The 23970-nt window shown below is 56.4% G+C and carries 12 protein-coding genes and 2 pseudogenes; 5 read left to right on the top strand and 9 right to left on the bottom strand.

The genetic code is table 11. The annotated features are described in order from the left end of the window. Positions 1–121 precede the first annotated feature (121 nt). Positions 122–760, top strand: a complete 639-nt coding sequence (locus tag BMY84_RS25530; protein ID WP_093087704.1) for a TetR/AcrR family transcriptional regulator — start codon at positions 122–124, stop codon at positions 758–760. Between the two features lie 204 nt (positions 761–964). On the opposite strand, the pseudogene BMY84_RS25535 reads toward BMY84_RS25530, so the two are convergent. After that, positions 965–2188, bottom strand: a pseudogene (locus BMY84_RS25535) (IS256 family transposase). A gap of 185 nt (positions 2189–2373) precedes the next feature. On the opposite strand from BMY84_RS25535, the pseudogene BMY84_RS30245 reads away from it, so the two are divergent. Next, a pseudogene (locus BMY84_RS30245) lies at positions 2374–2680 on the top strand (ATP-binding protein); the annotation flags it as partial. A gap of 1119 nt (positions 2681–3799) precedes the next feature. Further along, positions 3800–6085: a TonB-dependent receptor gene (locus BMY84_RS25545; RefSeq protein ID WP_093087705.1), complete on the top strand. Its 2286-nt coding sequence runs from the start codon at positions 3800–3802 to the stop codon at positions 6083–6085. A 59-nt stretch (positions 6086–6144) separates the two neighbouring features. Here the strand turns inward: BMY84_RS25545 and BMY84_RS25550 are convergent, their stop codons facing one another. The 5 genes from BMY84_RS25550 to BMY84_RS25570 all read right to left on the bottom strand — a co-directional run bounded on the left by BMY84_RS25550 (position 6145) and on the right by BMY84_RS25570 (position 13261). After that, positions 6145–7572 carry a glycoside hydrolase family 28 protein gene (locus tag BMY84_RS25550; protein ID WP_256215445.1) on the bottom strand — a complete coding sequence of 476 codons (1428 nt, stop codon included), beginning with the start codon at positions 7570–7572 and terminating at the stop codon, positions 6145–6147. Positions 7573–7656: 84 nt separating this feature from the next. Continuing rightward, positions 7657–8883 (bottom strand): glycoside hydrolase family 28 protein, encoded by a 1227-nt coding sequence (locus BMY84_RS25555; RefSeq protein WP_177204205.1) that lies wholly within the window; start codon positions 8881–8883, stop codon positions 7657–7659. Between the two features lie 113 nt (positions 8884–8996). Continuing rightward, positions 8997–10475, bottom strand: a complete 1479-nt coding sequence (locus tag BMY84_RS25560; RefSeq protein ID WP_093087708.1) for a mannitol dehydrogenase family protein — start codon at positions 10473–10475, stop codon at positions 8997–8999. Then, a complete protein-coding gene (locus BMY84_RS25565; RefSeq protein ID WP_093087709.1) occupies positions 10472–11719 on the bottom strand; it encodes an MFS transporter in 1248 nt (415 codons plus the stop codon). The genes BMY84_RS25560 and BMY84_RS25565 overlap by 4 nt, the downstream gene beginning before the upstream one ends. Before the next feature lie 45 nt (positions 11720–11764). Further along, on the bottom strand, positions 11765–13261 hold the full coding sequence (locus BMY84_RS25570) for a UxaA family hydrolase (RefSeq protein ID WP_093087724.1): 1497 nt from the start codon (positions 13259–13261) through the stop codon (positions 11765–11767). A gap of 83 nt (positions 13262–13344) precedes the next feature. Between BMY84_RS25570 and uxaC the strand changes: the two genes are divergently transcribed. Beyond that, complete coding sequence (gene uxaC / locus BMY84_RS25575) at positions 13345–14790, top strand: glucuronate isomerase (protein ID WP_093087711.1); 1446 nt, start codon at positions 13345–13347, stop codon at positions 14788–14790. 85 nt (positions 14791–14875) lie between these two features. After that, positions 14876–15919: a LacI family DNA-binding transcriptional regulator gene (locus BMY84_RS25580; protein WP_093087712.1), complete on the top strand. Its 1044-nt coding sequence runs from the start codon at positions 14876–14878 to the stop codon at positions 15917–15919. Between the two features lies 1 nt (position 15920). Here the strand turns inward: BMY84_RS25580 and BMY84_RS25585 are convergent, their stop codons facing one another. The 3 genes from BMY84_RS25585 to BMY84_RS25595 form a co-directional block, all read right to left on the bottom strand. Then, positions 15921–18635 (bottom strand): glycosyl hydrolase, encoded by a 2715-nt coding sequence (locus tag BMY84_RS25585; RefSeq protein ID WP_177204206.1) that lies wholly within the window; start codon positions 18633–18635, stop codon positions 15921–15923. Next, positions 18632–20668, bottom strand: a complete 2037-nt coding sequence (locus BMY84_RS25590; RefSeq protein ID WP_218147030.1) for a beta-galactosidase — start codon at positions 20666–20668, stop codon at positions 18632–18634. The genes BMY84_RS25585 and BMY84_RS25590 overlap by 4 nt, the downstream gene beginning before the upstream one ends. A gap of 118 nt (positions 20669–20786) precedes the next feature. Continuing rightward, complete coding sequence (locus BMY84_RS25595; protein WP_093087715.1) at positions 20787–23456, bottom strand: TonB-dependent receptor; 2670 nt, start codon at positions 23454–23456, stop codon at positions 20787–20789. Positions 23457–23970: the final 514 nt, after the last annotated feature.

Consider the following 23970-nt stretch of genomic DNA (forward strand, 5'->3'; position numbering starts at 1 on the left):
GTTGGCGATGATTTTTTTTGGCCACCGCGACTATGTAATGCCATACGACGCTGTATCGGATGATTGGGGAAGATGGGTTTGACCTGCCTTATGGGCCATATCGACAAGACAGGGAAATTGAGTGGCGAACAAGCACAATAATGAGGAAGAGGGTAGTAATCTCACAACGCAAGATTGGTTGAATCTTGCGCGAGAAACCTTGATTCGTGACGGGGTCGAGGCAGTGAAGATCGACCGGTTGGCAAAGGCAAGTGGGGTGACGAGGGGCGGGTTTTATTGGCGGTTCAAGAGCCGGCACGATCTGTTGGAGCAGCTGCTTGATGACTGGCGGTCTTGTAATACCGTGCCCTTCGTGTCGGCGCTGAGCGGTGCCGGCACACCGGCGCAGCGTTATCGTGCTCTTATGCAGCTATGGATAGAGGAGCGGGAGTTCAGGCCGGATTACGACACTGCTGTGCGTAACTGGGCGGCAACGTCATCGGTCGTGGCGGATGTGGTGCAGACGGTGGATTCCGTCCGCGTTGACGCGTTGCGCCGTTTGTTCAAGGAGGCGGGATATGACGGTAACGAGGCGTTGGTTCGCGCACGAATCACTTATTATCATCAAGTCGGCTATTATACGCTAGGCGTGAGGCAAAGTGCTGAACGCAGACGGCAGCTTAGCCCGATCTATTATCAAATTCTTACTGGTTTTGCTCCGGACCAAAATAGCGGAACCGACGTAATTAGTGGGAAGAATACAAAGGAGCTAGTCGGCTGATCGCGCCGAATCATCGCTCTGGAGCGGGGGGATTATTTTGCACCGGACAGAACCTAGGGTCGGGACTTCTGTGGTTGCCGCCCGTGATGCAAGAGGGCTTTGACCTCCTGAACTGGTGATCGAGTACGATCTTCTGTCAAGCCTTAATTACGGCGCTTTTTCGGGGACTGCAAGGAATTTCGTGTGCGGCGAGGCAGTTGACCATCAGGCCGTCATGGCGCTGATGAAGCGTTCGCCAAGGAGCACGGCCAAGTCAGCCTTCGCCATGCTCCACTCACGCGGCGGCATTTATCACTCTTTCTCCGATTGGTTCAAGATCAGATATAACAGCTTGGTTGCGGCCTCATCGTTGGGGAACTGCCCCCGGGACACGAACAGCGCGACGAAGCTTGGAATTCAGGGCCTCAATGGCATCGGTGGTTTAAACGATCCGCCTGACTTTGGGGTGAAGGTGAAAAATGGGATGACCCTCGGGCCACGCCTGGCGCCCACTCTAGCCGATGGCGGGATAACGTTGACCCCAGACGCTGGCCTCGAATGCCGTCAGTGCCTCCTCGGCAGCCGAGGCATCGACGGCGCGTCAAACGGCCTTCAGGGCTGTCCCGAGCGCCTTGCAATCTTTCCATGCTACGAAATCCATCGAGTTGCGCAGCAGGTGGACGATGCAGGTCTGAACCGTCGCTTCCGGGAAGACGGCGGTGATGGCGTAGGGAAAGCCCTTCAGGGCATAAACGACGGCCAGCACGATGTTCTCGACGCCGCGGTTGCGCAGTTCGTTCCAGACGCGCAGCCCGAACTTGGCGCCTCCCTTCTGCGCCAGCCACTAACCTAGGACGACGTTGGTGCCAACGCCCATGACGCCCAGGGCAATGTAGGTTGTTTTATTGCGGACCATGCCCTCGTCGCGGATCTTGACCCAGATCGCATCAAAGAAAACCAGCGGATAGGCCGGATCCAGCGGACGTTGCTGTCAAGCCGTGACTTCCTCCAGGACTGCGTCAGTGATCTGCTGATCAGATCGGGCGAGGCACCAATGCCATACAGGTCGCGCAGGTGGCCCGTAATCTCCCGGGTACGTATGCCGCGCGCATACATCGAGATGATCTTGTCATCGAAGCCGGGAAAGCGACGCTGATACTTGGCAATCAACTGCGGATCGAAGCTACCGGCTCGATCGCGTGGCACCTTGATCTCGATCCGTCCGCTGTCGGTCGTCACCGTCTTGCGGCCATAGCCGTTCCAACTGTTGCTTCCTTGCTCCTCCTGGCCAAGATGATGACCCATCTCCGCGGTTAGGGCACGTTCGGCAAACGCCTTCTTCAGCGGATCGAGCAAGCCGCCCTGGCTCAGCGCCGCCGCCGCGTCAGTGCCAATAAACAGCTGGTCGAGAATATCGTTCGGTAATGAAGGTCCTTTGCGTCGTGACATACTGGGTCTCCTTGTTCCCCATTATGTCTCGCCGCACACGAAATTCCTGACAGTCCCGCATTGCTCCCATGGCTGCTTATGCCTGTCGTGTTTCAAATGCACACCACTGGCAAGCTGGATCGAGCCATGTCCTGGTGAAACGCCGATTGCGAAAAGGCCTCCAACCGATCCGGACCATCGGCAAAGTGGCGACACGCCTGGAAGAGGAGACCCGGATCGGCAAGGGCGGAACCCAAGCGGGACAGCTCTCGCGGCTCGACCCGGTAGTGCTCGATGAGCTTGGATATCTTCCGTTTGAGCGGCCGGTTGCTATTCGAATTGATCAGCAAGCTCTATGAACGCACCGCCGTCGTCATCACGACCCACCTCGCCATCGGCGAATGGCCTACCGTATTCGGGGATCTTAAGGTGACCACCGCGTTGCTCGACCGCGTTACGCATCAATGCGATATCGTTGAGACCGGCAATGACAGCTGGCGCTTCAAACACCGAGGTTGGCCGCCACTCTCACCCCATCTTCAAGACCCACTTGCGCTGTGTGCGCCTGCGGCCGGGCTACGCCCGACCTCCTCCGCACACAGCGCAGAGCGCTCACCCAAAACCTCCGCTCAATCCCGGAAAGGGCGTCCCTCTTCACGCCGATATGGGTCCCGTTTGCGCGCGTTCGCCATGCTTACCCGCGCTGTGGCATGGCAGGCCGAACACCGCATCATCATGAACGGTAACAATACGGTGGTCTCTTCGGTTCGGAGATAAGCGCTGACGGAGTTCGTGCCGTCTTTCCAGCTACGCTGTTCCATAGGAGATATCATCATGGCAGATGCGATCTGTCGAGAAAATCATGCAACTGGCCGAATCCGTATCGACGGGTTGCGCGGTGGAAAGGGCAGCGTGTGTTGATCAGGCCGTTCGATCTAGGCGGACGCACCATGCTAGCGCGGTTCATCCTCTATAATATGCCTCTAGGTGCAAGCGAAGGCGTTCATGTGCATTATGCCGACGATCGCAACGGCTACGGCGCGTATGACGAATTTGATTATTCATAGATAGGCGGGGCCACAGGACCATCGGAGAAGAGTGCAACGAGGTGGGTGCAGATGGCTACTTTATATGCCGATGGACGTTGTCGCGGTACCGAAAATAACCATATCTACGATGATCTTAAAGATCACCTGACTTCCATTATCCGCTAAAAGGGGTCGTATTTATCATGGATCCTTGTGCAGACGTTGGGTGCACGCCATGTCTCTGCACATTCGAAATCCAGACAAGTCAGGGCAGCAGGAAGCGATCCATTACTGCATCTTTCACCTCGTCCGGGAGCACATCGCGACTACTTTGAACAAATCGGCCGCGATGGGCTTGTGCCAGCCGATGCTCAGTTGACCCTGCGAAAAAGGCCCATATCTTATCGGCTTAAGAGCATATTGAGTTGAAATCCATCGATTCAGCTGATCTGTCGAAGAAAATAACCTGATTTCTCAATTAGCTTTAGCGCAGGAAATTATTCGGCATGTCTTCATGCTTTATCCCCACTTGACAATACATGTATGTATTCTAGCCTCACTTTTTGCCGACATGTCGGCATAGCCAGCCGAGGGGGGCTGGAGAATGAAGGGGATTTTTATGCGTGCAGCTTTTTCTATGGCACTATGCATCTCCACGGCGTTAGCAGCGCTTGCCACATCTACCACGGCTACGGCCCAGGGATCTGGTTCTTCGGCAGAAGCTGAGCGGGACGTCATATTCGTCACAGCGCAAAAACGGGCCGAGCGACTGATCGACGTCCCGGTCGCTGTTACTGCAGTTGCGTCCGATGCACTGATTCAGCAGAACTTGTTGTCGATCCGCGACTTTTACACGCGCATTCCGGGACTTCAGTTGTTCGGTAATACGGTGCAGGATATTTCCCTGCGCGGCATCACGACCGGCAGCGGCACCAATCCGACCGTGTCGATCCTGATCGATGATGTGCAGTTTGGCTCGTCCACCTATCTCGGCAAGCCGCCTCTGCCCGATCTCGATCCAGCGACGCTCCAACGCGTCGAGGTTTTGCGCGGTCCTCAGGGAACGCTTTACGGTGCGTCGAGCCTGGGTGGAATTATCAAATATGTAACCAAGGACCCCAGCACCAGCGAGTTTTCTGGACGTGCCGAAGTTGGCGTCAATAGCGTAAAGGATGGCGGTGAAGGCTGGTCGGCTCGCGCTTCGATTACCACGCCGATCATCTCAGATCGGGTCGGTTTTGGCTTAAGCGGCTTTTATCGTGACGATCCACGCTATCTTGATAGTATCGTGCCAACCGGCGCGAGGGTAAAAGACGTCAACAAGAATGAAGTCTATGGCGGCCGCGCCGCAGTGATCCTTCACCCAACCGAAAGTCTGACGGTTACGCTGTCGGCGCTGTACCAGAAGCAAAATAGCGCGGGTTCGAACCTGATCGATATTTGTACGAGCTGTTCACCCCGTCCGGCTACCGGATCGGCGCAGCGGCCTGTATTGTTTGATATGCGTAATCTTTCCGATCGACGCACGGCACGCGCTGCGGTTGTGCCGACCACAAATGAAATACAGCTCTATACCGCACGTGTGGCGCTTAATCTGGATGAAATGCAGGTCACCTCCGTCACTGCATGGGGACGTAATGAAAAGGCGACTGTTTCGGATTCGACTGCACGGTTCGGCGCTGCGCTTGAGCAATATGCCAACTATCCAGCCCAACAGACCTATTTGTTTGATGAGCCGATCCTCACGAACAAGTTTACGCAGGAGCTTCGTTTTTCCAATCAGGGTGCTCAGTTCGACTGGCTTGCCGGGCTGTTCTATACCAATGAGCGAACCGGCCTGTCGCAGGTCATTAACCGGGTTGGCAGTGCGCCCAATGTGGCCGTCTATAGTGGTTCGAATATTTCCAGCTATGAGGAGAAGGCCGCGTTTGTTGACCTGACCTATCATTTATCTGACCGATTGGATATTCAGGGCGGGTTGCGCTATGCGCAGAATGAACAGACCTATCGCGTTCTGAGCGTAATCGACGCTGCGGCGCAGGCCCTGTTCGGCCCCGGTGAGGATCATCTTTTCACATCAAAGGAAGACGCCGTCACTTGGTTGCTGGCGCCTACTTACCGGTTCAACAAGGATTTGATGGCCTATGCTCGTATTGCCAGCGGCTATCGTCCGGGCGGCCCTAATACAGAAACACCCGGCGCATCGGCAACCTTTGGTGCAGACACGGTCATGAACTACGAAATCGGTCTGAAGGGCAGCGTGCTGGAAAACCGGGCGACATTCGATGTGGCTGCTTTCCAAGTCAACTGGAAGGACATTCAGTTCCAGAACACTGCGCTGCCATCGCAATTCGCGTTTTTTGAAAATGGCAATACGGCACGAAGCCGTGGCGTCGAGCTGGCCGGCGGTCTCAAAGGCTGGAACGGATTTTCGGTAGACGTGAACGCAACCTTCCTGGATGCGATGCTGACCCGTTCGTTGGCACTCACCACGTCATCGGTCCAGCGGCTTTATGGACTAGCCGGCGACCGTCTTCCCTATTCGGCGAAATTCACCGGCAACCTGTCGGTACAGCAGGACATTCCGCTGACGGATAACGCCGAAGCTTTTGTCGGGATCAACCTGAACTATGTTGGCAACCGTTTGGGCATGTTGAATCAAAATTCAGCCAGCACCGTTTTCGAACGCGTTAAAATCCCTGCTTATACAGTCGTCGATCTACGGGCAGGCATGGCGATCGACCGTCGCTGGCGTATTGATGCTTATGTGCGCAATCTGTTTGACAAGATAGGCATCACCAGCGTGGATACCCGCAACGGCACTAATCTTCCCCAAGCCATCTACATCGCACCCAGGACATTTGGCATGAATCTGAGCGTTACATTTTAAATCTGGAAAGCCAGAAAGCTGGCAGATCTAATCTGTCAGCTTTCTTTCACAAATGGACTTCAGGTCTGCGTAAAGCCGATGACGTTCGACGTTGCCACGGCTGGACCATCCAGCTTAGTCACGGCCACGCTGTTAAGGTGCACACTGCGAACGGGTAAATCTAGCTCTCCCGCTATTCGGCATATGAAGCCAGATTTTGCGACCGATATATTTTGAACATATATGCCCGATATAGGTGTGAGTTTTTGCACGTAAGTGGGCAATAATTGCTTCCACTGATAAAGAACATCAGTATCAATCGCAAGAACGCCTCCAGCAAGCACAGTGGCATGAACATTAGAGAAGTGAATGTTCCGCACATAACCGCCACGCCGCTCGTTTGTCTTGACATATAAAAGATTGTTCATCGGCACGGCATGGTCGCCATCGCCTTTCCCGGTGCCCACATAGCGGCAATCGTGAACAAATATATTCTCGATTCCGCCAGACAGTTCGCTTCCAATCGCCATCATCTGATGGCCATTCTTTATCGTGCAATTACGCATCACGATGTTACGCGAGGGCTTACCAATGAGCCAGGCCTCCATATCGCGGCCCGATTTTACCGAAACGGCGTCATCTCCCTGATCAAATACGCATCCTTCGATCAGTACATTGTCCGACATCTCCGGATCGATGCCGTCATTATTATGACCATGAGCGAAGATTTCTATGTTTCGTATCGTAACATTGCTGCACAGATAAGGGTGGATTGTCCAGAAGGGACTATTATGGATATAAATATCTTCCACCAAGACATTACGGCATCGGTTGAATTGAATGAAATGCGGACGAAGATTTGTCTGGCCTTCCGTCATGTCCCGATTTTTGATCGGCACATTCGCCCGCGCAAGTTCGTAAAGCCGGATCAATCCATCCATATGGGCTTTAGGCCGCGCGAACCATTCTCGCCAGACTTCAAGTTCCGCTTCCAGTCTGCCCTCCCCGGTGATGGCGACGTCGATGCATTCGTAGGCATAAATGAGCGGCGAGTAATTTAGACACTCGATACCCTCCCAGCTAGTTCTGACAGGCGGTAGATATTCTTTGGGACTGGAGGAAAAAAGCAGCGTGGCGCCCTTGGCGATGTGCAGGTTGACGCCGCTACGAAGGTGTACCGCTCCGGTTCGCCAGTGTCCCGGCGGCACGATTACGGTACCACCGCCAGCACGGTGGGCTGCGGCGATCGCCTTTGAAATGGCTGTCGTGCTGAGTGCGGCTCCGTCCGAAACTGCGCCGAACTCGGCAATCGAGAATGTTCGGGCATGCGAGAAGTCGGGATAATGTAATGCGGGCATATCGAATGGCGCCTCGACTGATAGGGAGCGCCTACGCACCCGGGCGGAAGCATCGGTTCCCATAGCTGCGAGACTTAACGCGGCGCCCGCATGCAGCAACGTGCGCCGGGGCATATTGCCAATGTCGCCCAGTCCGTCACAATTTGCCATCCTGCGTCTCCAAAAAGTTAGATTTCACTCTTCTGGTGAGAGAGTAAGGGCTTAAATTAAAAAAAGATCACCCAAAAGGGATTTTTATATGTCTGTATTAGATGGTATAGGATTTATTGTTTTGCCATTTATTACAACGCTATCAAATTTTATATTATTTAATTCAGATGCCGAAATTTTGGTATCAGCGAGATCGACATTCAGTTCGTGAATGCTGATACAGCTTATCTTGGTTTGGCCAGGATTTGCCCGAATAAAGCCTAGCTTGCCAAATCTGCCCTGAATACGGGAAAAGCGAATGTTACGGACGACCGAACGAGGCGGCCTGTCCCCATGAAGGTCATGATACTGAGTCCATGGTTCGATAGACACGATCACCCCACCATGGCTATCCAATATAATATCTTCAAAGCGAATATCCTCGTATATCTGCGGTGTGTCGGTGCGAAGCTTCAGCCGCGCCAGAGCCATAGGGCCAGTGATTTTGCAGTTTCTCATAAGCACATTGCGTACGATCGTAGCCTCGCTGCCGCATGCAAATGCATGATGCCCGCGTCGAAACGTACAGTTGAGGATTGTAAGATGTTCGACGGGTGGACTCCCCGTATCCTTCATTGCATGGAACCCTTTTGAACCCTTCGCCGCAACGCAATCATCGGTGACGGAGAAGTGGCAGCCGTCGATGGTTACATGGCGGCAGCTGTCGACATCAATTCCGTCGGTGCTCGGAGCCTGCTTATAATCGTCAGGCACTTCGAAACGTGCATTGCGCACCTTGACCTGATCGCAATTATAGAGATGCAAGTTCCAGAACTGGGAATCTTTGAATGTGATCCCCTCGACGAGCACGTGACGCGATCGCTGTATAAGTGCAAGACGCGCGCGGGGCAGGCTTAAGTTGGAGAAATTTTGCAAATTTTTCGAAGTGGCGCGCATATGCCAGAACTGGTCCCAGACCGATCGGCCAGCGCCGTCCAAGACGCCCATGCCGGTAATTCTGAATCCATCGCACTGGTTGGCATTGATCAGCGCCGGGGTGAAATGCTCCTCAAAATGCCCTTCAATGCGCGTTCTGCCCGGCGGAAACTGTGCCATGTCCGTGGTGCATCGCAACGTTGCTCCCTTCGCCAGATGAAGATGAACACCGGGACGGAAAAACAACGCTCCGCTCAGAAATATGCCGGGGGGTACGACCAGCGTTCCACCGCCAGTAGCCGCTAGTCGCTCTATACCTGTTTGGATTGCCTTGGTGTTGAGGGTGACGCCATCTGCGACGGCACCGCAATATGTGACAAGCAGTGACGGACGCACATGATCCGCCCCATCCGCAGCGGTGGGCAACAACGCCAATGTGAGGGAAGATCGTACGAAAGATCGGCGATCCAGCCGAACGGTCGGTGGAAAGGTGGGTGAGCTACATTCGATCATGAGCCTCGACCTTGAGTAAGCGCGCGAACGCTGGCCATAGCGCCTTCCGTTTCGAGGTTTATCAGCTGACTGGTCAGCGCGTCCGCAAATATTGGATCGTCACGTAGCAAAGCGGGCATGATTGCCGGATAATTCAGGATCGCCGCAACCTTGCCGGCAGGATCGGTCCGAGTTTGAAACAGCACATTTAATTCCGATGCGAGCGGATCATCCACCAGATGCGGACGCCCAAGGTCGTCCTTACCGGCATGCCACCTGATCCAGGCGGCAACGCCCAGGGTCAGTGCAGGAGCAGGCAGGCCCGCGGATCGTCGACTGACAAGGGATTGCAACAGCCTCTGTGGCAGTTTTTGAGACCCGTCCATTGCGATCTGGTGCGTTCGGTGCATGAGCGAACTGTTATCAAATCGTGCCATTAGCGCCCGCCGGTAGGTAGCCACATCGAGTTCAGCCGGTGGCGACAAGGTCGTCTCCGCCTCATCCCAAAGCTGCTGCACATAGATCCTGAACTCGGAGTGGCTCAGGGTTTCGTGGACATGAGCGATCCCGGCCAGTCCACCCAGATATGCGATGGCACTATGTGCGCCATTGAGCAGTCGAAGCTTGGCATCCTCCCAAGGCGCGACCGAAGACGTAAGATGTACGCTTGCTGGAAACGTCGGTCGCGGACCGCAAAATCGATCCTCTATCACCCACTGAGTAAAAGGTTCTGTTTTTACCATGGCTTGATCAATCAAGCCATATTCGCTGGCAAATGCCGCAATATCCTGCGGTATCGTCGCCGGAACTATGCGGTCGACCATCGTGTCGGGGAAAGCGCCTTCCTCATCAATCCATCGGGCGAGCAAAGAATCATGTGCCTGGGCTAGCTCAATGACGGCCCTTTGCAAGCGCCTACCATTGCTGGGGATGTTGTCGCACGATATGGCGGTAAAAGGCTTTATGCCTTTGCGCCGTCGTTCAGCCAGCGCTGCGACGAGAAAACCCGGTGCCGAGCAGGGGTGGGAGAGGCTGTTAAGTTCGTGCGCGATTTGAGGATCGGTTTTTAGCAAGGCTCCGCTGACAGGATCGAGTTTATAGCCTTTCTCGGTGACGGTCAGCGTCACAATATGCGTGTCGACTGATGCCAGCATCGCCACGATCGCGGCTGGATTTTTCGGCGCGACCTGCACGTCCAGGATGCTTCCGATCAGCTGTGATGCGGTCGTTGCACCATCGCTAACGAGTAAATGATATAGTCCATCCTGAGGCATCATCTGATCATGAACATCGGCCGTGCGAAGCGAGGCTGCACGAATGCCCCACCGCAAATCGCCCGCTGCAAGGATATCGTCGAAGACCACCGCCTGATGTGCGCGGTGGAAGGCGCCCACGCCCAGGTGGACGACGCCTGCCGTCACCTTAGACCGGTCATAAGCTGGCTGGCGCACTTCCGACCGCAGCTCTTCCACTGTGCGGGAAGACAGGCGGGTCATGCTACTGCCTCCATCGAATCGCCGATTTTCGGCACCAACCCATGGATCAGCGCCAATGCAAGCAAATAGACCGAACCTGCAACAAGGAAGATCGGCCAGTAAGAACCGCTATGGTCGAGAATATAGCCGGTGAACTGGGTCATAACCATGCCGCCCACGGCACCGGCGGCGCCGCCAATACCAATTGCCGACCCGATCGCATTTTGTGGCAGCATGTCTGACGGGAGGGTGAACAGATTCGCCGACCAGGCTTGGTGCGCCGCTGCCGCGAGCGCGATCAGTCCGACGGCGCCCCACAGACTAGAAACGCCGGGCGCGGCCATGACGGGTATGACGGCCAGGGCGCTGATCAGCATGGTGAGCTTACGCGCGCGGTTCACACTGTGTCCACGTTGCATCATGCGCGATGACAGCCAGCCGCCCGCAACGCTGCCAAAGTCGGCGACGAGATAGATGACGACCAGCGGTGGGCCAAATTCCTTGAGTTCCAAGCCATGGCGGCGATGCAGAAAGTCCGGCAGCCAGAAAAGGAACAGCCACCAGATCGGGTCGGTGATAAATTTCCCTACTGCAAAAGCCCATGTTTCGCGCCGTTTGAGGACGTTGAGCCAACTCTGGTCCGGGGTGGCCTGCGCTTGCTGCATCGATTTGGTATTTGCCGGAAGTCGGTAAAAATGCAGCCACGCAATCAACCACAGAAAGCTTGCGACGCCAGTGACTATGAAAGCAGCGCGCCAGCCAAATGCGAGGGTGATCGCGGGGACCAAAAGGGGCGTGGCAATAGCGCCGACATTCGACCCGGCGTTGAATATGCCCGTGGCGAGCGCTCTTTCCTTAGGTGGGAACCATTCCGCCACGCTCTTGATGCCGGCAGGGAAATTTCCGGACTCTCCGATGCCCAGCACGAAACGGGCGAGGGCAAAGGTTCCTATCGAATGGGCAAAACCGTGACAGATATGCGCGATCGTCCAAATCGTGAATGCACAGGCATAGCCCAGTTTAGCACCTAGCCGATCAATGATCCGCCCAAAGACGAGATAGCCCAGCGCATAGGCCGCCTGAAACCAGAACACGATGTCGGCATAAGCCGTTTCGTTCCAGCCGAACTCGACCTGAAGCGTCGGCTTAAGCAAGCCGATCATTTGACGATCAATATAGTTTATTCCGGTTGCAAGGAACAAAAGGCCGCAAATGACCCATCGGTATCGCGGCGTAACTGCCTCGGCTTGGCTCATAGCATGCATTCGTCTCTCCTAAATGCGTCTTGGCGCGCATATCTGGTTCAGGGGCTAAAGGGTCACCCCGCGTTTCCATATCGCTATGTCGCGCTCGCCATTGATTTCATTGCGGGCAGGCTGCCCCGATGCGACGGCACAAATGCGAGCCATCAGGGCATCGGTCGCGGCGTCCATCCCTTCATCCAGCACTATGCCCGCGTCAAAATCGATCCAGCCCGGTTTGCGCTGTGCCAGATCGTGATTAGTCGCCAGTTTCATGGTTGGTATCGGGCTGCCAAGCGGCGTGCCTCTTCCAGTCGAAAAAAGCGTCAGTGTCGCGCCCGCAGCAGCAAGGGCGGTGGTGGAAACCGCGTCATTGCCCGGGGCCTCCAGCAGCGAGAGGCCGTCGCGTCGCACACGGTCGCCATAGGCCAGAACGTCCGTCAAAATGGCCTGGCCACCCTTCTGGACCGCGCCAAGCGACTTTTCTTCCAGCGTCGTGATGCCGCCGGCGACGTTGCCGGGGCTTGGATTTTCTGAGATAGGTTCGCCATGATCAATGAAGTAGCGTTTGAAACGGTTCACCAGATCGACCAGCGCCTCGTACACCGCCCGGTCGGCCGATCGCTCCATTAAAATGCGCTCGGCACCAAATATCTCCGGAATTTCCGTCAGAATGGCCTTGCCGCCTGCCTGCGTGATTACATCCGCCGCGCGCCCAATTAACGGATTTGCGGTCAAGCCGCTAAAGCCATCGGATCCACCGCATTTTAGGCCAAGCCGAAGGTCACGAATCTCAACCCATTCTCGCCGATCCTGCTGCGCTAACTTGACAATTTCATCAATCGCGTTGTTGGCGGCCTCATATTCGTTCAGGCTCATCTGGGCGCCTACGGCCCGGATTCTGCTGCGTCGTTCCCCCGGTATTCGCTCGATCAAACCATCGAGCTGATTTTCTTCGCATCCTAGGCCGATGAAAAGAACGCCACCAGCGTTGGGATTGCAAGCCAGTGCCGCAAGCACACGCGCCGTGCTATCAAGGTCATCGCTCAATTGCGAACAGCCCAGCGGGTGCGAAAAGGCGACGATGTCATCAATCCGCCCCTTGTGACGCTCGGCCGCCTCTCGCGCGACGCGTTCTGCCGTCCGTGCCACGCATCCGACGCTGGGGATGATCCATATTTCGTTTCGCGTGCCAACGCTGTTGTCGGAACGACGATAACCTTCAAACCGCCAATCACTGGACGCAGGTCGGTTCTCAACGGCATTCTCGCCAGAGAAGCGATACGGCTCTTCTCCTACGAGATTGGTGACCAGATTGTGGCTGTGAACATGGTCGCCAATCATGATGTCGCATCGTGCGCTTCCGATCGCCCAGCCATAGCGGCGCACTTTTTCGCCCGTGCCAATCGTGCGCAGGGCGAATTTATGCCCGCGTTCTATGGGTGCACGGACCGTTACGACCTGTCCTTCCAGGGCAATCCGCTCGCCCGCACGGAGCGATCTGAGCGCAACCCCCACATCATCAGCCGGTGCGATTCGCACTGCGTCAGGAAGTGATGCCTTCATGGCGGCGCCGGTAGGTGAATTTGTGTCCATTGCACCGTTCTACCATTTGTGCCATCGCTGGCACAAGGCAAAAGGAGAATTTGATGCGTGCACTTCGGCTCGATCCTGACCGTTTGTTCCCAAGCGATCCGGCTACGCGTTCCATCGCGCGCGCGCTCTATCAATCTGCGGCGTCGCTGCCGATCATCAGTCCACACGGCCATACCGATCCATCATGGTTCGCGACGAACGCGCCATGGGACGATGCAACGTCTCTCTTGTTGGCGCCGGACCATTATCTCTACCGCATGCTGTATAGTCAGGGCGTGAAATTGGAGGCGCTTGGTGTTCCCGCGCTTGGAAAGCCGTCCCCGGCGGACCCCAGGGAGGCATGGCGCATTTTTGCGAGCAACCAGCATCTGTATCGCGGCACACCCTCATGCATGTGGCTGGATCATGTCTTTGCCGAGGTGTTCGGCTTTAAAACTGCTCTAAGCGCTGAAAGCTCCGATTTCTATTTCGACAGGATCGGAGCACTACTAGCGACCCCAGCATTCCGCCCTCGGGCGCTTTTCGACCGGTTCAATATTGAATTGCTGGCAACGACCGAAGGCGCGCATGAGCGGCTCGATCACCATCGTGCCATCAGGGAATCGGGATGGAGCGGAACGGTCGTGACGGCCTACCGGCCCGACGCTGTCATCGATCCTGAGCATGAGGATTTTGTCGACGCTCTGGAGGGTTTTGCTGCGTTAACCGGTGAAGATGTGCATGACTGGACCGGCTATCTTAGAGCACATGCCAAACGCCGACAGGACTTCATCGCGGCGGGTGCGACCTCTACAGATCATGGGCATCCCACTGCCCGGACAGCAAACCTCTCGACTGAGGAGGCGCGCCGCCTGTTCGAACGGATCATGCGCGGCGATTGGTCGCTGCAAGATGCCGAATTGTTCAGGGCGCAGATGCTTACCGAGATGGCACGCATGAGTCTTGATGACGGGCTGGTCATGCAAATTCATCCTGGCGCATGCCGAAACCACAACAACGTGCTTCACAAGACTTACGGTCGCGACAAGGGGGCTGATATACCAACGCGGACCGACTATGTGAGCAGTCTCAAGCCGCTGCTCGATCAATTTGGTAATGAAGACAGGCTCTCGATCATTCTCTTCACCCTCGATGAGAGCAGCTATGCGCGTGAACTCGCCCCGCTTGCCGGCCACTATCCTTGTCTCAAGCTTGGGCCGGCATGGTGGTTCCATGATTCGCCGGAAGGCATGATGCGATTTCGCGAAATGACGACGGAGACGGCGGGCTTTTACAATACCGTTGGCTTCAACGACGATACGCGCGCCTTTCTCTCCATTCCCGCACGGCACGATGTCGCCCGTCGTATAGACTGCAGCTACCTTGCACGCCTAGTGGGCGAAGGGCGGATGCGCGACTGGGAGGCGCAGGAGGTGGTTGAGGATTTGACTTACAATCTGGTCCGCAAAGCTTACAGACTACCGCACAAGGATGGGAGGCAGACCCACCAGTCGACCTGAAGCGACGCATATTCTCGTTTCGACGCAGATGACAGGCTAGCTGCGATGAGATAGTTTTTCGAACAATTCACTGCGCAAAGGCCATATGTTGAGCACGATTATTGCCACCGGCGGGATGGAACCCACGATTGCCGATGTTGCTGAGGCCGCCGGCGTGTCTATCAGAACGGTCTCGCGGGTGCTCAATGATTCACCAAAGGTGAATAAAGAGACGCGCGAAAAGATAAAGTACGCGATAGACAAACTGAACTTCAAGCCAAGCGCCCGCGCCCGCGCTTTGGCGATGGGGCGTTCCTTGCTCATCGGGATGGTCCATAATGATCGCAACGCATTGGTACTGGACAGCGTCCAGCGAGGTGTCGCTCGTGAGACGACGCGGCGTGGATATGAGGTCATCAGCCATTCAGTCGTAGATGGAGGTCCACTTTCGGTCGAGGATGTGATCGCATTTGCGCGGCGATCGCGCGTGGACGGGCTCGTTGTCCTGCCTCCTGTTTCGGGGATTGCAGGCCTTCCCGAAGCCTTGAAGGCGGATCATGTGCCTTCCGTCGCGTTGTCGGCCGTGCCCATCGGCGGCTATGGCGCAGTCGTGCTGTCGGCGGAACGCGAAGCGGCAGGGCAGGTTGCGACGCATCTGGCCGAACTTGGTCACCGTAAAATCGCCATGATTACAGGCCCGCAAGATACATTTTCTGCTATCGAGAGACGATCCGGATTCATCGACACGCTTGCCTCGGCGGGGATAGAATTGCTGGCGGAACTGGAAGGCGATTATGGACATGCTTCAGGCGTTGCTGCCGCAAACAGGTTGCTGGCGATGAAAGTCCGGCCCACAGCGGTTTTCGCGGCGAACGACATAATGGCGGCGGGCGTATTGAAGGTTGCCAGCGAGCGAAAAATTGCTGTCCCTGATGCCTTGTCCGTAGTCGGTTTTGACGGAAGCATGATCGCCGAAATGCTTACTCCATCCCTAACCACTGTTTCCCGTCCTTTTGGCGAAATGGCCGAGATCGCAACGTTGCTCTTGCTGGACTTGGTGGAAGGGCGAAAGCCGGCTTCGGTCGTACTGCCGGGTCTATATTTGATACCTGCTGGCTCCAGCGCTCCACCCCCACCAGAGTCCCGGTAGTTTACTGTGCGACCGGTGCATTACAGCGGGTCCCTATTCGAGGCAGGCTCAAAAGGCGCGGCGTCGCCAGGAGGCCTGATGGTTGCGCAACAATCTGAGCAACATCCTGGTCCTCGAATCGTTCGCCATACCGTGCATGGAGCAGTCGGTAATCTTTACGAGGCTCGCCGGCGAGCCTGTTGAGGGCCGTATTGGACACGGCAATCTCGATCATGTTCCTGCCAACCTTGAGGGCATCGCTGATGTTGATCCGGTAAGGCGGCGCCCACAGATTGCCGGCAACAACGCCATTCACCCGGACAATCGCGGCATCCCGTATCGGCGCATCCACCTCAGCGGAAGGTCGCGCGCGATCGTCGGCTAATCGGGGCGTTACCCTGCCGAAATCGAGGCTGAAGCACATGCCGTCCACGCGATCTAAAGGCAGGGAATAGCGGTAGGTGCCCGTCCCGGAAAAAAATCGCGCGTCCGGAAAATCGGTCCAGGCGTGCGGCCGAGAGATCGACCTTGCTGCATGGCCATCAAACTCAAGGGTCCAGCCTGCATCGAGACTTTGGGATTGCGCAACTTGAGCGGGCTGCGCCACTGACAGATTATCTTCTCCATAGATCATGAAGCGAGATTCATAAGGCGCAAGTTCGATCGTGACTGCGCCGCTTCCCGCCGGCGTCGCCTGCCCGGTCATGGGGTTCCACCATTGCCCGGCACCACGCGCGCGCGGGAAGGAGGCTGTCGTGCGAATGGCTTGATTGCCGCTGTTTACAAGAAAATAGATGTCCCGGCTTCCCATGGTCCGATGGACAAAACCCAGGTCAGGCGCCGGGTCGGCCAGTTGCATATCTGGCCCTATGGCATGGCGTATATGTCGGGAAACATTCCGTACATCACGCTCGACCGTCGCCGATCGGGTCAAACGGCGTGTCATTTTTCTAATTCGGGCCGTCGCCAGGCCATTGCGCAACCCGCCCGCCGACCGCGGGAATCGGTCAAGAACGAGCAGCTTGCCTCCCCCTTCGACCCATTTCGCTATTGCGGCAAAGGCTGTGGGATCGATATGCTCCATATTTGGCAGAATGAGCAGCCGGTGTTTGAGCCTGCCCTGCCGCACAGCCTGATAATCAACGAAGTCAAATCCATGCCCGGCATCGAGCACCTGCCCAACCAGCGCATCGGGCACATATTCCTGCATTGCTTCGTTCACGGAGGCCTTCTGCGGGCGCATCTTCGAAAATGCGTCCTCGATCGGAAGGTAGATTGCCACGTCATTGGTTGGCGTGCCTTGTCGTAGCATGCTGGATACGCGCTGCAAGTATCGGCTGACGTCAGGCATCACCGCAAACCAGGGATTATGGTCGTTGAGCGCCGCCGCCGCATAAAATGCCCAACCCGGTTCGGCGGCTTCCGGCGGGCTGTAGGGCCAGCCATGCCCCACAATCTGGTTGACGCCCTGTAAAAAGTGGCGATCGGCCTCCATCTTCATGTCGAGGGGCGTTGCCGCCCAGGCTGGCGAATGAAGCCAGGTCCATGTTTCCGCCGATATGACCGGTTTATCATAAAGATGTCCGGCAGATGAAGCCCAGCGGGTCGAGGTGAAACCACGCCAGTTGTCGCCCTCGCCTTCGGGCAGGGCGACAAGGGCATTGCTCGACAGGGTAGGGGGCGGAAAGCCATATACTTGCGCACGAAACCGGGTTCCGTGGTTTTGGGTCCAGTTGTCGATGGTTGCCAGATATCGTTCGTCGACCAGTTCTGACAGGGTCAACGCCCAGTCGAACCGCACGCCTGCACTTTCGGGCAGATCAATAAACAGGGCGGGAAGATGACCCATGAGGTCGTAGCCGCGGCGCTTTTTAAATTCAGCGGGAAGGTCGCCTGTCCAACTTGATCCATAGGCTTCGAGACTATCGGAAAAAATGGCGTCAGGCGGGGGATCGCCCGCAAAGCCTTCTAGCAGCCTGTCTCCCACCACGCGGAGATGGTTTGCAATGGCGGCTGGATCGATGTGGTCGAGGACATAGCCTTCCGCGCCGATCGCTGGTCGTTTGACTTGTTGGCCTGTGCGTCCGGCGATGAAAATAAGGGCATCGCGCGCGGAACCACTCGCCAAGATGATCGGCGCATTGCCGAGCATCTTGACAGGCCGAAGGTCAGCCGGTGCGATCGGCAAATCTTTCGTCGGCGCGATCCAAACCGATAGGATGCTTTCGCCAGGCCCCAAGGCAGGCAATCGGATTCCTGCCTCGCCAGATGCGATGGTAACGCGTGTCATGCGGATTTCGGCGGCGGCTTGTGTCACCGGGATATGCGGGCCGCCAAATGGCCATCCGCTGCCGCCCGTCACATGAACCCGCATTCCAAATTTGCGCCCCGTCCGTCCCGCATGGCGCAAGGCGGCTATGAAATGGTTTGAAAGGTAAGGACTATTTTTGACGCCTTTGACGCCGTCATCAGGCGATAACGGGTAGACCGGCTGGATTTCAAAGCCCCCGATACCCGCCAGATGCATCTGCTCAATTTCCCGGTCGATCTCTTTCGACGTGACCGAGGGACCAAACCACCACCAGCGCATCATGGGTTTTGCGGCAGCGGGCGGATCGATGAAGGCGTGCCACAACGGGCTGCCGTCCGGGCCTTGCGGGGCGGCGATGACATTGGCTGGGAAGGCGATAGTTGCAATCAGGCAAGCCATAACGCGCGTGGTGCCGCGATAACTCATTCTGCCATTCTCCATATCGCGACATCATATGGCGCCAGCGTTCTTTGTCCTAGCAGCAACGCGGGTTTGGGATCGGGAATGGTCCACGCGTCGGGGCCATAGTTGAAGGCGAATTGCAGATCGCCGCGCTGGCGCATCCTGACATGATCAGGCAGCGGATGGGTCGAAAGCCCCGCTTGGCGGGCGGCGTTCCGCATCAAAGCGACCGTGAAGTCCCTGTCGCCCTGACACCCGACATACCATGCGGTGTCGGTCCCGACTACCGCGCTCTCGCCATCCTCATATCGCGCCTTGACCGGCAATTTCGTGTCGAGCCATTCACGCCAGGCGATGGCATGACCATCCATGCCCTCGCCAGCCACCGGAAAGGCCGCTCCGTTGCGGAACGTGCCTGTCTGCTTCACCTTGACCGGGATCAGACGCTGTAGCGGTCCCGGCGGCAAATCGCGCGGAATGGCAAAATCCTCGGTCTTGGAGCCCGACCTCGGACCGACTACCAGTAGCCCTTCGCGCTTTTCCAGAGCCTCCAGGGTTGCCGCATCAATGGTCGCGAGGGAGGGCATGAGGATGAGCTTGTATCCATCCAGCGGCGTCGCGGGACGAACGATATCGACATCGATCCCAAGGCCACGCAGCGCGGCGTACCAGGACTGGGCGTGCGCGAGATGGTTCTGATTTACAGCATTGGGCTGTATCTCTGTCGTCCAGACGGTCTGATAGTCGAACAGCAACGCAACCTTGGCCTTCGTCCGAGCAGGTGCGGCGCCGATCAATTGGATTTCCCGTCCAACCTGCGCGGCCTCGATGCCACCGGGCGAAATCGCGCCATCGGGCCGGTTAAGCGCCGAATGCATCTGCTCGGGGCCGACCTGTGCCTGCCTCCACCGGAAATGGCTCACCGTCGATGCGCCATAAGCGAAGGCTTCCCATGCCCACAGCCGCACCATGCCCGGCATCGGCGCAGGATTATATCGCGCCCAGTTCACCGGCCCGGGCTGTTGTTCCATGACCCAGAAGGGGGCCGGATTGATGGCGTGCATCAAATCATGGTTCCAGCCCGTTATGTCGGGATTGCCTGTCCGGTCCCAGCGGGGCTCGTCGCGCCCTGCGGCAACACCCAGCGGGTAGCTGTCCCAGCTTGCAAAATCAATCGCGTCGCCGATCGGAAACGGGTCGAACTCCGTGAAGTTCGCCATGAAATTATGGGTTATGAATCGCCCTGGCGAACGGGGGCGTATGGCATCCACCTGAACCTGATGAAAGGCGCCGACCTGTTCGCTTGCAAAACGCCGGTAATCCAGCATTTTCGCCGGCGGGTGATCCGTTGGCGTCAGCACGGGCAGATCGACCGCGGCAAAACTGTCCACCTGTTGCGACCAGACGGAGGTTCCCCATGCTTCGTTCAGTCTCGCGACCGTGCCGTACCGCGCTTCGACCCATGCCCTAAAGCCGGCCCGATCGGCTCGCCCGTAGGAATAGGTGGTATCATGGCAACCATATTCATTGTCGATCTGCCACCCCACCACAGCCGGATGACGGCCATAGCGATCAGCCATGGCGCTGGCTATGCGCGCACATTCCCGGCGATAGGGCTGGCTGGCGAAGCTGTAATAACGCCGAGATCCAAATTGCTTGGTGCGACCGTCCTCCCCCACCGGCAGCATTTCGGGAAGCTGCTCGACCAGCCAGTGCGGCGGCGCGGCAGTGGGCGTGCCCAAAACGACGCCCAGCTTAGCCTTGGCCAATATCGTAATGATCCGATCAAGCCAGCCCCAGTCGTAACGTCCCTTTTCCGGCTCCATGAGGGTCCAGGCAAATTCGGCGATGCGGACGCGCGATACGCCTCTTTGCGCCATGGCGGCGGCGTCGGCGGCCCACATGCTTTCGGGCCATTGTTCAGGATAGTAACAGCAGCCAAGGCGCAGAATTTCGGTGCGGTTCCGCGTCGGGGCGGCGGCCCATAAGGGGGTGATCTGCGACCCACCGACGGCAACCATACCCGCTTTAAGTGCGGCACGTCGCGAAATGTCCACGCTTATTTCTCCCTATTTGGTGTCATGTAATCGCACGCCATGCCAGTTAGCAGAAAGAAGGACACCAATGGTGCAGCACCGGCATCCTGCTTTCCTTCAGTCCGCAGGTGACATCAGGTCACATGCGAAAGCGGATGCCGGCATAGACCCGAGGTCCGTAAGTTTCGAGCACGGTGCGACGATAGACGCTGTTAGCGTTTTCGACCCGCGTCGCATCGAGGATATTGACGGCCTCGACGAACGCGGAAACCTTCGCGTTGAAGTTGATGCTGCCCGACACGTCTAGCGTGCCGAATGGTTCGCCGAATTCGGGATTATTGCCCCGGCCAACCGGCGTGATGAGATAATCGGACCGCCAATTGTAGGAAGCCCGGACGCTGAAAATATCATCCTCATAATAAGCCGCCAGATTATAACTGTTGCGGGATAGACCCGGGAAGGGGAGTGCTTCACCTGTAAACAAATCCTTGCCCCGATACCCACTGTCCTTGGCATATGTATAGTTTGCTAGGACCCCCAGGTGGTTCAGGAAAGGTCCAGGCAGGAAGTCGAAGGCAATCTGCGCGCCGGCCTCGACGCCGTTGACGACGACTTTCTCACTGCCGTTCTCGGGTCGCGTTATCGAATAGTTAACACCATTGATATCCTCCGCCCGTGTCACATTCTGGATGAAGGAACTGATTTCCTTGCGGAAGTACGTGGCGGACAGGAAGCTTACGCGATTGATATAATATTCTACGCCTGCATCATATTGCCGCGCGCGAAACGGCTGGAGCTGGGGGTTGCCGCGGGAGCCGGTAAAGCCCACAATGTCAAGGCTGAGGCGCGGCGCCAGCTGGGCAGGTGATGGGCGTGCCATGACCTCCGTCGCCGCGCCCCGAAACAGCAGCTTATCGGGAATGATATCTGCTTGCAGGTTGAACGAAGGCAGGAATTCCGTATTTTTGCCATAGAAGGTGATAGGCGTCAGTACGCCGCCCGCAGACTGATAGCCATCCGACGCCGTCTTGGTATGGACGACACGGGCGCCGATCGTACCACGGACAGGAAGTCCGGCGTCGAACTTGAAACCGGCCTGCATGTAGCCGGCCCAGTTTTTTTCGACCACATCCCAGGTTTCGAGTAGTGTCGGATTATTATAGGGGTCGGGTACTCCGACCGCATCGGCAAATTGCTGATTGGGTCGAATCCAGTTCGCGCCGCCAGCGTAGCCGATATCGCCGGTTGCAAAATAAGGTGTTCCGCTGCCGACCCGCATCAGATCGGTGAAGTTTTGAATAGTCGGAACGAGCGCCGGGTTCGTATAGCCGTTCAGGATCACCGAACGATCCCACTGACGGTTGTTCATCATTGTGCGACGATATTGACCGCCAATCTTGATCGACGGCAGAAATGTTGCAAGATCGCGATATTCCGCGTCGATTTTCCCAGCCAGTTCATCCTGAACATTCACTATGGGACGGTGCTGAGTCTGAATATAATTGATGTCATCACTGGACGTGAGATTGACACCTTCTATTTTCAATGCGTGCTGTGGATTGTCATAATCAATAGTCACGCCATTCGCACCATAGACGTCGGCGACGGCGTTAACATAGTCGTTGTTCTGCTTGATGTAAGAGTAGGATGCCTTTCCGCCGATTTTCCAGTGGTCGCTTTCGAAATCCGCGCCTCCAGCTATATTGTAATTGATCCGATTGATATCGCCCAAAATCGTGCGATTCTCGATCTGGGGGAGAGCACCATTTTTAAGGAAGGCAGCCCTGCTGGCGGTATTGTCTGGGCCGATTTCGCTGTTGGCCACATCCAGAGTGGCGCCATTTGTATAGACTTGCAGATAGTCGGAGTCGGACTTCTGATCCATCTTGGAGTAGGTGCCTTCGACATAGGCCTTGAAGGCATCGCTTGGGCGCCATTCAACTACGCCATTCAATGCATAACGCTTGGTGTCCAGGCGATTGATAACGTAGCGTGGAATGTCGGGGAAAAAGTCCCCGACACCGTTGCCGTCGAGGTCGTAGGCCTGCATGCCGGCGGTCGCCGGATCACGGTCAATCTGTCGCCAACCGGTGGTCCGGGCTTCATGAGTCTCGATTTGGCGGCGCTCCCAAGTCGCAGATAAAAGCACACCAATCGTGTCATTGGCGAACTTTTTGCTACCGATGAGCGCGATCTTGGGATCAAATGTATTGCTCAGATCACTCCAGATGGTCTGTGCAGAGCCGGCAAGAAAGCCATTGTCCTTCGTGTCAAATGGTCGGCGCGTGAGAACGCGCACGGTGCCGCCCAGTCCGCCTTCGGTCATGTCAGGCGTCGCCGATTTCACAACCTCGAGTCGATTTACAAATTCGACCGGCAGATCGCGGAAATCAACAGAGCGAGTTGCGCCTGTACCCAGCGCAGTCACGCCATTTATTTCGACCCGATTGAGATCGGCTCCGGCCCCCCGGATGCTCACGCCGGCACCCTCGCCGTTGATGCGGCTGATTTGCACGCCCGTCACGCGCTGAAGCGCCTCGCCGATATTCTTGTCAGGAAATTTTCCGATATCTTCGGCCGAAATTGCGTCGAGCACTTGAAGGGCATCTTTCTTGGCACGCTGCGCGCTTTCAAGGGACGCTCGTATACCAGTGACTATGATATCAGGTGCCTCGGTCGCGTCAGTCACACGTGCCGAGGTTTGAGTACGTTGCTTATCTTGAGCAAGAAGAGAAGGGGGAACGATCCCAAAGCATGTAGCCAGTAGCGATGAGAAGCAGTATTTCCAAATATTGGCACCTGTTTTCATAGATATCCTCCCTATAAAAATTTATCGTTATACTATATCGCGCTACTTCCAAGATTATACCAAGTGGCATGCTTATTCGACGCGGGCCGTCATTCGGTAAAGGTTAACCTTCCCTCTAATTGCTCACTTTAACTGTGAGAAATCTGCTTGGTTGTTTGCCGATTCTCTTTCATTCAATAGCCGGGTAACTGTTAAACTGATCGTGCCAGCGGTGGCAACCGTAAAATCGCATGCCGCAATGATGGCCAGTTCGCCGCTACCGAGTGCTGCTACTTGTTCTGCCCTCTAGTGAGTGACGCTTACAGCATTGGCTGGGGCAGATTCGCGTACGAAACAATATTGCCCGACCTTTTTAATGTTCTGACTTGGCAGAGACGAAGCTCATTTCAGGCCGCTGCGCGGGATCGTGCCCCAAGGCTTGGTGTAGGTTCGCCTGCGGTAGTCACAGCGACCTCCGGCTAAGCCGGGCTGATTAAGCTGCCATGGCAGGCAACGTGATGATGGGATTATCGCT

Source organism: Sphingobium sp. AP50, from assembly GCF_900109095.1.
GTDB lineage: Bacteria > Pseudomonadota > Alphaproteobacteria > Sphingomonadales > Sphingomonadaceae > Sphingobium.

Coding starts and splice junctions, on each gene's coding strand:
- BMY84_RS25580 (WP_093087712.1), top strand. CDS start 14,876: ATGTTGAGCACGATTATTGCCACCGGCGGGATGGAACCCACGATTGCC.
- BMY84_RS25595 (WP_093087715.1), bottom strand. CDS start 23,456: ATGAAAACAGGTGCCAATATTTGGAAATACTGCTTCTCATCGCTACTG.
- uxaC (WP_093087711.1), top strand. CDS start 13,345: ATGCGTGCACTTCGGCTCGATCCTGACCGTTTGTTCCCAAGCGATCCG.
- BMY84_RS25565 (WP_093087709.1), bottom strand. CDS start 11,719: ATGCATGCTATGAGCCAAGCCGAGGCAGTTACGCCGCGATACCGATGG.
- BMY84_RS25585 (WP_177204206.1), bottom strand. CDS start 18,635: ATGAGTTATCGCGGCACCACGCGCGTTATGGCTTGCCTGATTGCAACT.
- BMY84_RS25550 (WP_256215445.1), bottom strand. CDS start 7,572: ATGGCAAATTGTGACGGACTGGGCGACATTGGCAATATGCCCCGGCGC.
- BMY84_RS25560 (WP_093087708.1), bottom strand. CDS start 10,475: ATGACCCGCCTGTCTTCCCGCACAGTGGAAGAGCTGCGGTCGGAAGTG.
- BMY84_RS25545 (WP_093087705.1), top strand. CDS start 3,800: ATGAAGGGGATTTTTATGCGTGCAGCTTTTTCTATGGCACTATGCATC.
- BMY84_RS25570 (WP_093087724.1), bottom strand. CDS start 13,261: ATGAAGGCATCACTTCCTGACGCAGTGCGAATCGCACCGGCTGATGAT.